The sequence below is a fragment of the Delftia sp. genome (genome assembly GCF_059499305.1).
On record NZ_JCABYI010000020.1, the window covers coordinates 175,202 to 189,606 of the forward strand.

The 14,405-nt window shown below is 67.7% G+C and carries 11 protein-coding genes; all 11 read right to left on the minus strand.

The genetic code is table 11. From position 1 onward, the window contains the following. Positions 1 to 4 precede the first annotated feature (4 nt). A complete protein-coding gene (locus AC5I49_RS11645) occupies positions 5 to 979 on the minus strand; it encodes a hypothetical protein (protein WP_495789375.1) in 975 nt (324 codons plus the stop codon). Between the two features lie 292 nt (positions 980 to 1,271). Further along, entirely contained in the window at positions 1,272 to 2,048 is a 777-nt protein-coding gene (locus tag AC5I49_RS11650) for an SDR family NAD(P)-dependent oxidoreductase (protein WP_047327489.1), read from the minus strand. Beyond that, entirely contained in the window at positions 2,045 to 2,965 is a 921-nt protein-coding gene (gene pdxK, locus AC5I49_RS11655; protein WP_495789376.1) for a pyridoxine/pyridoxal/pyridoxamine kinase, read from the minus strand. Before pdxK ends, AC5I49_RS11650 begins: the two co-directional genes overlap by 4 nt. Positions 2,966 to 3,132: 167 nt before the next feature. After that, positions 3,133 to 3,834: an ABC transporter ATP-binding protein gene (locus AC5I49_RS11660; protein ID WP_026062223.1), complete on the minus strand. Its 702-nt coding sequence runs from the start codon at positions 3,832 to 3,834 to the stop codon at positions 3,133 to 3,135. 8 nt (positions 3,835 to 3,842) lie between these two features. Continuing rightward, positions 3,843 to 4,610: a high-affinity branched-chain amino acid ABC transporter ATP-binding protein LivG gene (gene livG / locus AC5I49_RS11665; RefSeq protein ID WP_016446336.1), complete on the minus strand. Its 768-nt coding sequence runs from the start codon at positions 4,608 to 4,610 to the stop codon at positions 3,843 to 3,845. 52 nt (positions 4,611 to 4,662) lie between these two features. Further along, on the minus strand, positions 4,663 to 5,901 hold the full coding sequence (locus tag AC5I49_RS11670; RefSeq protein WP_016451503.1) for a high-affinity branched-chain amino acid ABC transporter permease LivM: 1,239 nt from the start codon (positions 5,899 to 5,901) through the stop codon (positions 4,663 to 4,665). After that, a complete protein-coding gene (livH, locus tag AC5I49_RS11675) occupies positions 5,901 to 6,827 on the minus strand; it encodes a high-affinity branched-chain amino acid ABC transporter permease LivH (protein ID WP_016446334.1) in 927 nt (308 codons plus the stop codon). The genes AC5I49_RS11670 and livH overlap by 1 nt, the downstream gene beginning before the upstream one ends. A gap of 100 nt (positions 6,828 to 6,927) precedes the next feature. Continuing rightward, a complete protein-coding gene (locus tag AC5I49_RS11680; protein WP_016446333.1) occupies positions 6,928 to 8,049 on the minus strand; it encodes a branched-chain amino acid ABC transporter substrate-binding protein in 1,122 nt (373 codons plus the stop codon). Positions 8,050 to 8,389: 340 nt separating this feature from the next. Beyond that, on the minus strand, positions 8,390 to 9,091 hold the full coding sequence (locus AC5I49_RS11685; RefSeq protein WP_016446332.1) for an RluA family pseudouridine synthase: 702 nt from the start codon (positions 9,089 to 9,091) through the stop codon (positions 8,390 to 8,392). Further along, positions 9,088 to 11,316, minus strand: coding sequence for a PAS domain-containing hybrid sensor histidine kinase/response regulator (locus AC5I49_RS11690; protein ID WP_495789377.1), 2,229 nt, complete (start codon positions 11,314 to 11,316; stop codon positions 9,088 to 9,090). Before AC5I49_RS11690 ends, AC5I49_RS11685 begins: the two co-directional genes overlap by 4 nt. A 155-nt stretch (positions 11,317 to 11,471) precedes the next feature. Next, positions 11,472 to 14,363: an aminomethyl-transferring glycine dehydrogenase gene (gene gcvP, locus AC5I49_RS11695; RefSeq protein WP_495789378.1), complete on the minus strand. Its 2,892-nt coding sequence runs from the start codon at positions 14,361 to 14,363 to the stop codon at positions 11,472 to 11,474. Positions 14,364 to 14,405: the final 42 nt, after the last annotated feature.

Sequence of the window (14,405 nt, forward strand, 5' to 3'; positions counted from 1 at the left end):
AAAATCAAATGGCATCGCGTTGGCGGCCACCCCAGGTGGCGCACAGGCTGCCCACAAAGGCGCCCAGCATCAGGGAAACAAACAGCCAGAGCATGGAATGGGCGGTGGCCTTTCGCGTTTCTTCAGCGGCCTGCTTGGCCTTTTGCTTGGCCTCTTCTGCCTTTTGCTCGGCCTGCTTTATCTGCATCTGTACGGAATCAAAGGTGCTTCGCACTTTCTTTTGCGCTTCTTCCACCGGAATATCGGAATTGCGCGCAATCAGCTGGGCCAGATATTGCTCATCGGCCGCAGAAAGCTGGCCGGTGCGCAGCGACTGGGCAAAGATCACGCCGGCCTCCCGCGTGGCGCTGGCCATGTCGGCAGGCGTTGTGCTGCCGGAGGTTGCCGCGGAATTGCGGAACAGGCTGCCGGTCCAGTAGGCCAGGCCCTGGGGCGAGGCATCGGCGCCCGAGACACCGGCCATGGCTGCGGCACCGCCAGCAGCCGCACCGCCGGCGGCGCCGATCGCGCCGCCCACCACGCTGGAGGCGCTGGTGGCCACGGTCTGCGCCGCCTTGAAGGCGCCGGACACCGCACCACCGGCCGCAGCGCCCATCAGGGCCACCATGGCCAGCGTGGCCAGCGCCCAGGACAGAAAGCCGTGGGCCGTGTCGCGGAAGTAGACCTCGTCCGTATGCACGCCTTGCCAGCGGGTGCGCAGCCGCCCGGCCAGGTACCCGCCCACGCCGGCGGAGGCCAGCTGGGTGAAGGCGATCCAGGCTACGGCCGTCCACCCCAGGGCGCCGGCATCCATGCCTTGGCCGGTCCATACCGAGACAGACGACAGGCCCAGGCCCGTGCCCAGAATGAACAGCAGCAGCGACAGCGAGGCCGCCGCCATGGCGCCCGCGAATATCGCCGCCCATGAAACACCGCTGACGGATGTATTGGCCGCAGGGACCACTGGCGTTGCCAGGGGATCGGAATAGGCAATGGACATGGCTGGATTTCCTGGAGTTGAGTGCCCCATTCTTGCCAGCCGCAATAAATGCCACTGTAGGAGGATTGGAAAAGCGGGACTGGCAAACGCAGACGAAAAACGTCATCCTTTGCCAGATGACGGTTTCCAAGGCAATGCGCGGCCTGGATATGGGAAATGATTCCTGCAACCGGTAAAACTTGCGGAATATTTTCCAGGGCGAATGGCTGGATTGTTTCCGGCAGCACGGCGATATGTTTCTGTCTGCTGCCGGGGTTTTCATTTCTGCATCGGGCCTGCCAGACCCGTACGTTCAGGGCTGGCGCACGTCGGCCACGACCTGCTCGCCAAAATCCGCGCGCTGCAGCCAGCCCAGCACCAGGGTGGCGGCCTGCTCGGGCGTGGACAGCTTGCCGCCCTCCTTGAGCTGGGCGAAGTTGCCTGCGTCGGGAAAGGCTGCGGCATCGGCGCTGCGCAGCTGCACCTGCATGTCGGTGTCGATGACGCCGGGCGCCAGCGAGCAGATGCGCGCGCCGTGGGGCTTGAGCGCCTCGTCCAGCGCCACGCTGCGGCTGAAATGGTCCATGCCGGCCTTGGCCGCGCAGTAGGAGGCCTGCGAGGCAATGGCGCGCCGCCCCAGGCCGGAAGAGATGTTGAGCACCTTGCGCGGCACGGCCGTCCAGCCTTCGGTGGCGGCCAGGAAGGCGGCCGTCAGCAGCATGGGCGCCTCCAGTCCCACGCGCATGGCCTGGGCGATGTCGGCGGGCCGCAGCTGCGACAGCGGCGCGATCTGCGGAATCACGCCCGCGTTGTTGATCAGGGTGACGCTGGCGTAGCGCGTGGCGTCCAGCCCGGCGAGCCATTCGCCCAGCCTGCGGGCCGCTGCCTCGGGATCGCCCAGGTCCACGCTCCACTGCTGCAGCGGGGCGCCTGCCGTGGCGGCGGCCCGGTTCAGGTCTTCGCTGGTGGAGCGCGACAGCGTGACCAGCTCATGGCCGGCATCGAGCAGTTGCCGGGCCATGGCCAGGCCCATGCCGCGCGAAGCGCCCGTGAGAATCGTCAGGGAAAGGAGAGGCGATGCATTGTTCATGCGGGCGATGGTATCGCTTGTGCCCGTGCTGCCGGTGCTGCCTGCGCGGTCATTGCCCGGGCGGCGACGGGGTCCGAGGGCAGCAGCAGCTCGGCGCTGCGCGCCTGCCGCGTGCGCTCCAGCGCCTGCACGATGCGTTCGCAGGCGCGCTCGGCCGCCTCGCGCAGGCTGGCGCCCTGCAGCCAGTGGCCGGTGAGCGCGGCGCTGAACAAGTCGCCCGTTCCCTTGGGCACCGCATCCACGCGCGCGTGGGTGATCACATGCACGTCCTCGCGCGTGACCAGCGCCACGCGCATGCGCAGTGCATGCTCGCCGCCCAGCTCGGGCGCCGCGCTGGTCACGGCCACCCACTGCGTGCGGCCGGTCAGCAGGCTGCGCGCGGCCTGGACCACATCGTCCATGCCGTGCACAGGGCGCGCGGTCAGCCGTTCCAGCTCGAAATGGTTGGGTGTCAGCCCGTCGGCCAGGGGCAGCAGGTGGCGCTGGTAGGCCTCGACCATGGCGGGGTCCACATAGATGCCGCTGTCGTGGTCGCCGATCACCGGGTCCACCACCACGCGCAGGCCGGGGCGCTGCTGCAGCAGGCCCGCCACCCAGTCCGCCAGCAGCCCGGCCTGTTCCGGCCCGCCCAGGTAGCCGGCCAGCACGGCCTGCAGTTGCCTGAGCGCGCCGCGCGCGCCCAGGTCCTGCAGATAGCCCGCAAACCACTCGGCGGCAATTGCTCCGCCGTGGATGCTGGGATAGTGCGGCGTATTGCTGAACACCACCGTGGGCACGGCTGCCGCCGCCAGTCCCAGGGCCTGCAGCGTGGGCATGGCCACGTTGTTGCCAACGCGGCCGTAGACGACCTGGGACTGCACGGACACCACGTCGATGGCCAGGGGGTGCAGCATGTCATGGGGGGCGGGGGCGTTCATGGGCGTGGGGGAGCAATGAGAGGCAGGGACGTGTTTTATAACGCCTGCGCCCAGGCCGCAGACCCCACAATCGGCCGCGCAGGACCAGACCACTGTGCGATCTGCGCGTGAAAAGAAAAAAGCCCGCCAAAGGGCGGGCCCGTGGAGCGACAGGCGCCTGTGCGTTGTCAGGCGCCCAGGTAGGCGCGGCGCACGGCGTCGTTGGTCAGCAGGTTGGCGCCGGTGTCCTCCAGCACCACCTTGCCGGTCTCCAGCACATAGCCGCGGTCGGCGATCTGCAGGGCGCGGTTGGCGTTCTGCTCGACCAGGAAGACCGTGACGCCAGCGGCGCGGATGGTCTGGATGATCTCGAAGATCTGCGCAATGATCAGCGGCGCCAGGCCCAGCGTGGGCTCGTCCAGCAGCAGCAGGCGGGGCTTGCTCATCAGCGCGCGGCCGATGGCCAGCATCTGCTGCTCGCCGCCCGACATGGTGCCGGCGCGCTGGTGGGCGCGCTCGCGCAGGCGCGGGAAGAGGCCGAACACATGTTCGATGCCGGCCTCGATCTGCGGCTTGTCCAGGAAGAATCCGCCCATCTTCAGGTTGTCGGTGACCGTGAGGTCCGAGAAGATGCGCCGCCCTTCTGGCGAGACCGCAATGCCCTTGCGCATGATGTGGTGCGAAGGAAGCTGGGTGATGTCCTCGCCCTCGAACGAGATGCGACCCGAGCTGGCGCGCGGGTTGCCGCACACCGTCATCAGCAGCGAGGTCTTGCCGGCGCCGTTGGAGCCGATCAGCGAGACGATCTCGCCCTGGTTGACGTGCAGGCTGACGCTGTCGACCGCGCAGATGGCGCCGTAGTGGGTGGAGATGTTCTCCAGTTGCAGCATGGCAGGCATCAGGCTTCTCCCAGATAGGCCTTGATGACCCGTTCATCGTTGCGAATGGCATCCGGCAGGCCCATGGCGATGGGTTTGCCGTACTCCATGACCAGGATGCGCTCGGACACGCCCATGACCAGGCCCATGTCGTGCTCGATCAGCAGCACGGCAATGCCGTACTGGCGGCGCAGCTGGTCGATCAGGCCCTGCAGGTCCTTTTTCTCCTGCGGGTTCAGGCCGGCGGCGGGTTCGTCAAGCATGAGCACGCGCGGCTTGGTGATCATGCAGCGCGCGATCTCCAGGCGGCGCTGGTGGCCGTAGGCCAGGTTGCCGGCCTCGCGGTTGACGAACTCGCGCAGGCCCATCACGTCCAGCCAGTGCAGGGCGCTCTCGATCTTTTCCTCTTCGCTGCGGCGGTAGCCCGCCGTGTTGAACAGGCCCGACAGCAGGTTGACGCCGGAGCGGCGGTGCTGTGCCACCAGCAGGTTTTCCAGCACCGTCATGGACTTGAACAGGCGCACGTTCTGGAAGGTGCGCACCACGCCGTGGTTGGCCACGTGGTGGCTGCTGCGCCCCTCGATGGCGCTGCCGTCCAGCGCGATGGAGCCGCTGCTGGGCTGGTAGAAACCGCTGATGCAGTTGAACACCGTGGTCTTGCCGGCGCCGTTGGGGCCGATGATGGCAAACACTTCCTGCGGACGCACGTTGAAGCCCACGTGGTCCACGGCCAGCAGGCCGCCGAAGCGCATGCACAGGTCTTTGACTTCTAGCAAATACTCGCTCATTGCCGGCCCTTGCTGCTATCTGTTGTCCCAAAAATCATGGTGTCGGCATGCCTCATGAGCGCACCTCCACATGGCGACGGCGCATGGGCAGCAGGCCCTGCGGGCGCCAGACCATCATCAGCACCATCACCAGGCCGAAGATCAGCATGCGGTACTCGGAGAACTCGCGCGCCAGCTCGGGCAGCACCGTCAGCAAGATGGCCGCGATGATCACGCCCAGCTGCGAGCCCATGCCGCCCAGCACCACGATGGACAGGATCAGCGCCGACTCGATGAAGGTGAAGGACTCGGGGTTGACGATGCCCTGGCGCGCCGCGAAGAAGGCGCCGCCGAAGCCGGCGAACATGGCGCCCAGCGTGAAGGCCGACAGCTTGATCTTCATGGGGTTCAGGCCCAGCGAGCGGCAGGCGATCTCGTCCTCGCGCAGTGCCTCCCAGGCGCGGCCTATGGGCATGCGCACCAGGCGGTTGGAGATCCACAGCGTGACCACGGCCAGCAGCAGCGCCATCAGGTACAGGAAGATCACCATGTGCAGCGAGCTGAACTCCAGCCCCAGGAACTGGTGGAACGTCGTGCCGCCCTCGGTGGAGGGGGTGCGCGTCATCTCCAGGCCCAGCACCGTGGGCTTGGGGATGCTGGAGATGCCGTCCGGCCCGCCCGTGATGCTGGTCAGGTTGACCAGCAGCAGGCGGATGATCTCGCCAAAGCCCAGGGTCACGATGGCCAGGTAGTCACCGCGCAGCCGCAGCACCGGAAAGCCCAGCACGAAGCCGAACATCGCGGCAGCGGCACCGGCCAGCGGCAGCGCTTCCCAGAAGGACCAGCCGGCCCAGTGGAAGAGCAGCGCATAGGTGTAGGCGCCCACGGCGTAGAAGCCCACGAAGCCCAGGTCCAGCAGGCCGGCAAAGCCCACGACGATGTTCAGGCCCAGGCCCAGCATCACGTAGATCATGGCCAGCGTGGCGATGTCCACCGCGTTGCGGCCCGCAAAGAAGGGCCAGGACACGGCGATCAGCAGGGCCGCCAGCATCAGGCCGTTGCGGTGGCTGGGGCGCGCCTGCGGCAGCGAGGGCAGCGAGACCTTGGGCATCTTCGCCGCGATCAGCGGGCGCAGCAGCTGCACCAGGAAGACCAGGGCGCAGGCCCAGGCCACCACCGTCCAGTCGGGGTTGATGATGGTGCGGGTGCCGGCGCGTTCCAGGTGCAGGCCGAAGATGGGCGTGACGACCACGGCCGTCATCACCGTGGCGATCAGGGCGTCGCGCAGGTTCAAAGTGGGTTTGGTTTTCATCAGACCTTCTCCACTTCAGGTTTGCCCAGCAGGCCCGTGGGGCGGAACAGCAGGATCAGCACCAGCAGGCCGAAGGCCACGATGTCCTTGTACTCGGACGAGATGTAGGCTGCCGCAAAGGTCTCGGCCACGCCCAGCAGCACGCCGCCCAGCATGGCGCCGGGGATGGAGCCGATGCCGCCCAGCACCGCGGCCGTGAAGGCCTTGATGCCGGCCAGAAAGCCGATGAACGGGTTGAGCTTGCCCACGGCCAGCGCGATCAGCACCCCGCCCACGGCCGCCAGCATGGCGCCGAGCACGAAGGTGAACGAGATCACTCGGTTGGTGTCGATGCCCAGCAGGCTGGCCATGTGCATGTCCTGGGCGCAGGCGCGCGAGGCGCGGCCCATGCGCGAGTGGCGGATGTACAGCGTCAGCAGCACCATGAGCACGATGGCCACCACGATGATCAGGATGCGCGAGTAGGGCACATAGATCTCGAAGCCGCCTTCGGCACCGAAGCGCAGCGCGCCCGGCAGCAGCGAGGGCACGGCCATGTCGCGCGCACCCTGGCCCAGGGCCACCCAGTTCTGCAGGAAGATGGACATGCCGATGGCCGAGATCAGGGCCACCAGGCGGGGACTGCGGCGCAGCGGCTTGTAGGCCACCTGCTCCACCACCAGGCCATAGACGCCGGTGACGAAGACCGAGACCACCAGCATCAGGCCGATGATGGCCCACACCGGCAGGCCGCTTTGCGTGCCTATGGCCGACAGCGTGACCAGGCCGATGTAGGCCCCGATCATGTAGATGTCGCCGTGGGCGAAGTTGATCATCCCGATGATGCCGTAGACCATCGTGTAGCCGATGGCGATCAGGGCATAGATGGCGCCCAGGGACAGTCCGTTGAACAGCTGCTGTATCAGCTGAGGTAAGAGTTCTGACATGGTGTAATGCCGCCCCAAAACAGGAAAAGGCCTAAAAGGCCAGGATGCAGACGACCGGGACACGCCGAATGCGTGCCCCGGTCAGTCAGACGGAGGGGGATTACTTGGCAGCGACCGACTTGCTGCCGTCCTTGTGCCATTCGAACACCTGGAAGTCGAAGGACTTCAGGTCGCCCTGCTTGTTCCAGCCCACCGAGCCCAGAACGGTCTCGAAGTTGGACTTGTGCAGGTGGTCAGCCACCTTGGCGGGGCTGTCGCCCACGGCCTTGATGCTGTCCAGCAGCACTTGCGTGGCGGCAAATGCGGTCAGCTGGAAGGCACCCGAAGGATTGCGCTTCTTGTCCTTGAAGGCCTTGACCACGGCGGCGTTCTTGGGGTTGGCCGAGAAGTCTGCGGGCAGGGTCACCAGCATGCCTTCGACGGCGTTGCCGGCGATGGCGTTGACTTCGGGGTTGCCCACGCCTTCGGGGCCCATCATGCGGACCTTCAGGCCCTGCTCGGAAGCCTGGCGCAGCAGCAGGCCCATTTCGGGGTGGTAGCCGCCGTAGTAGATGAAGTCCACGCCGGCGCTCTTGAGCTTGGTGATGACGGCGGAGTAGTCGCTGTCGCCGGCGTTGATGCCTTCGAACAGGGCCACTTCCACGCCGGCCTTCTTCAGGTCGTCGCGCACGGAGGATGCAATGCCCTGGCCATACGACTGCTTGTCGTGCAGCACGGCAACCTTCTTGGGCTTGGCCTTTTCCAGGATGAACTTGGCGGCGGCCGGGCCCTGCTGGTCATCGCGGCCGATGGTGCGGAAGATGAAGTGGTAGTTCTTGCCGTCGGTCAGGGCGGGGGACGTCGCCGAGGGGGTCACCACGACCACGCCTTCGTTGTTGTAGATCGGGGCTGCGGCAATCGATGCGCCCGAGCAGACGGGGCCGATCACGTAGCCGATCTTGGCGTTGACCACGCGGTTGGCGGCCACGGGACCTTGCTTGGGTTCGCAGGCGTCATCGACGGACACCAGCTCGATCTTCTTGCCGTTGACGCCGCCGGCCGCATTGGCCATTTCCACGGCGGTGTTCACGCCTTCCTTGACCATGTCGCCGTACTGCGTCAGCGGGCCGGTGGTGGGAACCACCATGGCGATCTTGATTTGCGCATGCGCTGTGGAGAACAGGGCGGCGCCAGCCAAACCCAGGGCGGCGACGACGGTGTGCATGCGGAACGGAATGCTCATGAGTACTTCCTTCAACTTTGGGTAAAGCGTTCTGAAAAACGCGGTGGCTCCTGTAGGGGCTAGCCGCGCAAAGAAGCACAGGTTAATCGCCTGGTTACCAATGGCAACAGGGTATCCCGGGGCTGGCGCGGCAACAGGCTTTTCGCTAAGGCTCCCATCGCGGCCTGCGCCGTCGGGCGGGGGCTGTTTTGGCCGAAGAAAACGGCTGATGCCGACGATGCACCCTGACGGTGCTTCATGAAGTCAATATGACCAACTGCAAGAAGGGGAAACACGTACGCTGAATGTTGCATTGCAGCAACGTACGCGGTGGCGATGATTTGCGTGTTCCTGCGATGGATCAGAACGGCGCGGCGGATTCGAAACGCAGCGTCTCGCCAGACAGGGGATGCGCCAGCTCCAGCAGCTGCGCATGCAGCAGCAGGCGCGGCGACAGCGCCTGCACGGCGGCATCGGCATAGAGCGCATCGCCCAGGATGGGATGGCCCAGCGCGGCCATGTGCACGCGCAGCTGGTGGGTGCGCCCCGTCACGGGCTGCAGCTGCACCCGCGTGGTGATTGCATCCCGGACTTCGGTGGCTTGCGCGCCTGGCAGGGCGCGCCACAGGGTCTGGCTGGGCTTGCCCTGCACGGCATCGATGATGCGCAGCGGGCGCCGCTCCCAGTCGGCTGCAATCGGCAGGTCGATGCTCTGCCATGCGCCGGCTTGCCGCGCGGTGGGGCTGCCTGCCACCACGGCCACATAGCGCTTGTGCACGCGGCGCTGCGCAAAGGCCTCGCTCAGCAGGCGCTGGCTGGCCAGGCTGCGCGCCATGATCACCAGGCCCGAGGTGGCCTGGTCCAGCCGGTGCACGACCAGCGCATCGGGCCAGCGCTGCAGGGCGCGGGCGCTCAGGCAGTCCTGCTTGTCTGGGCCGCGCCCGGGCACGCACAGCAGGCCGCTGGGCTTGTCCAGCACCAGCAGTTCGGCATCCTCGTGCAGGCAGATGACGCCTGCGCCGTCACCTGCACTGGCGCCGCCATCGCGTTGCTCAGGGGTCAAGCCGTTCCCCGCTCATTCAGCAGCCTGTGCACCGTGGCGCACAGCTCTTCCACGTCGTTGGGCTTGTGGACCAGGGCCCTGGCGCCTGCAGCCAATGCGGCCTGCTCGATCTCGGTGGTGATGTAGCCCGAGGCCAGCGCGATGGGCAGCTGCGGCTGGATGGACAGGGCCTCGTGCACCAGGTCGATGCCGCTGTAGCCGGGCATGTTGTAGTCGGTGACCAGCAGGTCGCAGTCCTGGGGCGCGGCGCGCAGCGCCTCGATGGCCTCGTGCGGATCGGTGAAGCCGCTGACCTGGTAGCCGCGCCGGCGCAGCAGGCGCTGCACCAGAAAGACCAGGGCCTGGTCATCGTCCACGTACATCACATGCTGCTGCGCGGCCTGCGGGTCGGGCAGCAGGGCGAACTGCGGGCCGGTCGGGGTTTCCGCGGCCGCCAGGGGCTCGGGTGCGCTGGGCAGCGCCTGGGCGGCGAGGGGCTCGGCCGGTGCAGAGTCGGCCGGCGTCAGGGGGTCGGCCGGAGGAAAGTACAGCGTGAAGCGGCTGCCCTGGCCGGGGATGCTGTACACGTCCACGGCGCCGCCGTGGTTGCGCATGACACCGTGCACCACGGGCAGGCCCAGGCCCGTTCCCTGGCCCACGGGCTTGGTGGTGAAGAAGGGCTCGAAGATGCGCTGCAGCGTGCGTGCGTCCATGCCGGGGCCGTTGTCCTGCACCGACAGCGCCACGTAGCTGACGGGCGGCAGGCCCAGGCGTTCGCACAGGCGCTGGTCCGGGCGCACCAGGTCGGCATCCATCTGGATCAGGCCGCGCCGCTCGCCCAGGGCGTGCATGGCATTGGTGCACAGGTTGAAAAGGGCCTGCTCCACCTGCATGGCGTCGGCCAGCATGGGCGGCATCTGCGGCGGCACGTGCACCTGCAGCTCCACGGCGGGCGGCAGGGTCACGCGCAGCAGCCGCGCCGTGTCGCCCATGACCTCGCGCGCCTGCACGGGCTTGCGCTGCGGCGGTTCATTGCGGCTGAACGTCAGGATCTGGCGCACCAGATCGCGCGCGCGGCGGCCGGCCTTTTCGATCTCCTGCAGGCTTTCGATGGCTGCGGCATTGCCGCCGCAGTCGGCCTTGGCCAGCTCCACATTGCCCAGGATGGCGCCCACGATGTTGTTGAAGTCGTGGGCAATGCCGCCTGCCATGGTGCCCAGGGCCTGCATCTTGTGCGATTCGCGCAGCTGCTCTTCCAGCTCGTTGCGCTGGGCCTCGGCCTTCTTGCGGCTGGTGAGGTCGCGCGCGAACACGGTGGTGGTCTCGCCGCCGCTGTGGTGCTCGAAGGAGACGCTGACCTCGACCGGGATTTCGCGGCCGCTGGCCGTGCGTGCCGTCATCTCGCCCAGCACGGCCTGCGTGGTCAGCGGCGCAAAGGACAGGGCCTGGGCCGCATCGGGCAGGAAACGCTCCAGCGGACTGCCCAGCGCGTCGTGCGGCGGACACAGAAACAGGGCGGCAGCCGTGGGATTGAAGACGGTGATGCGCTGCTCGTGGTCCAGGCAGATGATGGCGTCCAGGGCCGAGTTGATGACCGATTCGAGCCGCCGCTCGCTCAGGAACAGCTGGTGGTTGCGCTGCTGCAGCGCCAGGCGCTCGGCCAGCAGCGGACCCTGGTCGACCACGGCGCACAGGTACTGCGCAATGGGCGGGCCGCTTTGCTGCGGGATGGCGATGCAGGCCACATGCAGGTCGGCGCGCAGCTGGTGCTGCTCGGTGATGTCGAAGCAGACCTCGTGGGCCTCGGTGCGGCCCAGCTCGCGTGCCGCAACGAAGGTCTCGCGCACGCGCTCGGCGTCGTCAGGGTGCACGAAGGGCGCGAAATTGACCAGCAGCCGGTCATGCTCGGTGGGCTGGAAGGCGCTGTGCGCCATGGCGTTGGCCTGCACCACCATGTCGTGCTCGTCCACCACCAGCAGGGGCAGGGGAATGCTGGCAAACAGGGCTTCGAAGCGCTCGGAGGCGCTTTCGGCCACGGCCTGGCTGTAGTCCAGCACGCGGTTCTGGATCTCCAGCTCGCGCTGGTAGTTGCGCAGCTCGGCGACCAGGGCCTGCAGCGGATCGTCTTCGGGCTGGAAGGGGGGGAAACGTTCGACGGGGGGCAGGTCGGCGCCGGGCGCCAGCAAGGCATGCAGGGGCAGGTGCTCGTCGTCGCGAGGCTGGTCGGAAGGGTCTTGGCTGCTCATCGCGTGCTGGCGCTGGGGAAAGCGGCATCTGCCGCACAAATCCTGGTCGCCCGCGCCTGGCGCCCGGCAGATGGACCGGGGCCCGGCGCGGGCAGGGCCGCAGTGTACGCGCGCCGGGCGGGGCGCCACAAGCGCCCCTTTGGGTGGCAGGTGCTTCAGCTCAGGTAAGCGTCGACCGGGATGCAGCTGCAGTAGAGGTTGCGGTCGCCGTAGACGTTGTCCACCCGGCCCACGGGGCACCAGTACTTGGACTGGCGCAGGGCAGCCACGGGGTAGGCGGCGGCCTCGCGGCTGTACGGGTGGGTCCATTCCGAAGCCAGCAGGGTCTCGGCCGTGTGCGGCGCGTTCTTGAGCGGGTTGTCGTCCTGGGGCAGGCGGCCCTGCTCGATGGCGCGGATTTCCTCGCGGATGGCGATCATGGCGTCCACGAAGCGGTCCAGCTCGTACAGGCTTTCGCTTTCGGTGGGCTCCACCATCAGCGTGTTGGGCACGGGGAAGGACAGCGTGGGCGCATGGAAGCCGTAGTCGATCAGGCGCTTGGCCACGTCCTCGGCCATGACGCCCGTGCTTTCCTTGAACTGGCGCAGGTCCAGGATGCACTCGTGCGCCACATGGCCGTGCTCGCCCGCGTACAGCGTGGGGTAGTGGTCGCGCAGCCGGGCGCTGATGTAGTTGGCGCTGAGGATGGCGGTCTCGGTGGCCAGGGTCAGGCCCTGGGCGCCCATCATGCGGATGTACATCCAGCTGATGGGCAGCACGGCCGCATTGCCCAGCGGCGCGGCACTGATGGCGCCCGTGCCGCCCGCAAGGCCCGTGGTGGCATGGCCGGGCAGGAAGGGCACGAGATCCTCGACCACGCAGACGGGGCCCACGCCCGGGCCGCCGCCGCCGTGCGGGATGCAGAAGGTCTTGTGCAGGTTCAGGTGGCTGACATCGCCGCCGAAGCTGCCCGGCGCGGCCAGGCCCACCAGGGCGTTCATGTTGGCGCCGTCCACGTAGACGCGGCCGCCGTGGTCATGCACCAGCTTGCACAGCTCCTTGACCTGGGTCTCGAACACGCCGTGCGTGCTGGGGTAGGTGATCATGATGCAGGCCAGGTTGGCACTGTGCTGCTCGCACTTGGCCGCCAGGTCCGCCATGTCGACGTTGCCGTTGGCGTCGCAGGCGGTGACCACCACCTGCATGCCCGCCATCTGCGCGCTGGCGGGGTTGGTGCCGTGGGCGCTGCTGGGAATCAGGCAGACGTTGCGGTGCGACTGGCCCCGGCTCGCATGCCAGCCCTTGATGGCCAGCAGGCCCGCGTACTCGCCCTGGCTGCCGGCATTGGGCTGCAGGCTGATGCCGGCGTAGCCCGTGGCCTGGCACAGCCAGTCGCGCAGCTGCTTGTCCAGTTCCGCATAGCCCTGCTGCTGGTCGGCCGGGGCAAAGGGGTGCACCTGGGCGAATTCGGGCCAGGTGATGGGAATCATCTCGCTGGTGGCGTTGAGCTTCATGGTGCAGGAGCCCAGCGGGATCATGCTGCGGTCCAGCGCCAAGTCCTTGTCCGACAGCTGGCGGATGTAGCGCAGCATGGCGGTCTCGGAGCGGTGGGTGTTGAACACCGGGTGCGTGAGGAAGGCGCTGCTGCGGCGCAGTCCGTCGGGAATCAGCGGCTCCACGCCCTTTTCGAAGGCGGTGAAGCAGGGCAGGGCCTGGCCGTCCCGGGCGAAGATCTTCCACAGCAGCTCGACATCGGCGCGCGTGGTGGTCTCGTCCAGCGAGATGCACAGGTATTCCTTGAAATACACGCGCAGGTTGGCGCCCAGGGACACGGCACGCTCCACGATGGCCTGGGTGGCCGCGCCCGTGTGCAGGCTCAGCGTGTCGAAGCTGGGCGCCTCGCGCAGCGGCGCGCCCAGCTCGGCCAGGCCGCGCGCCAGGATGGCCGTGTACGAGGCCACGCGGCGGGCGATGCGCTCCAGGCCCTCGGGGCCGTGATAGACGGCGTACATGCTGGCCACCACGGCGGGCAGCACCTGGGCCGTGCAAATGTTGGAGGTGGCCTTTTCGCGGCGGATGTGCTGCTCGCGCGTCTGCAGTGCCAGGCGGTAGGCGGGCTTGCCGTGCACGTCCACGCTCACGCCGACCAGGCGGCCGGGCAGGGAGCGCTTGAACTCGTCGCGGCAGGCCATGAAGGCGGCGTGCGGGCCGCCGGCGCCCATGGGCATGCCAAAGCGCTGGGTGGTGCCCACCACGATGTCGGCACCCCATTCGCCGGGCGGCGTGATCAGGGTCAGCGCCAGCAGGTCGGTGGCCACGATGAAGGCGGCCTGCTTTGCATGGGCCTTGTCCACGTCGGCGCGCAGATCGTCGATGCGGCCGCTGGTGGCAGGGTACTGGGCCAGCACGGCGAAGTAGTCGCCCTCCATCAGCTGGTTCCATTCCTCCAGCGAGTTGGCCAGCAGCACCTCGATGCCCAGCGGCGCAGCGCGCGTCTGGATGACTTCGATGGTCTGGGGGTGGGCATCGCCGGCCACCACGAAACGGTTGCTCTTGCTTTTGACGGAGCGCTTGGCCAGCGTCATGGCCTCGGCGGCCGCCGTGGCCTCGTCCAGCATGGAGGCGTTGGCAATCGGCATGGCCGTCAGGTCGCAGACCATGGTCTGGAAGTTGACCAGGGCCTCCATGCGGCCTTGCGAGATCTCGGCCTGGTAGGGCGTGTAGGCCGTGTACCAGGCGGGGTTCTCCAGAATGTTGCGCAGGATGACGCCGGGCGTGTGCGTGCCGTAGTAGCCCTGGCCGATGAAGCTTTTGAGCAGCTGGTTGCGGCCTGCCAGCGCCTTGAGTTCGGCCAGCGCCTGGGCCTCGGTGGCCGCTGGCGGCAGCGCCATGGGCTGGTGGCGCCGGATGGAGGGCGGGACGATGGCGTCGATCAGCGCATCGCGCGATGCCGCGCCGATGGCGCTGAGCATGTGGGCCTCGTCTTCGGGCGCGATGCCGATATGGCGGGCCACGAATTCGGTGGCGTTCTCGAGGGCGGCAAGGGGCTGGGTGGAGGACATCAGCATGGAGGGACCTGTCTCAAAAGCTGAAAAGCGCCAGGGCGGGCC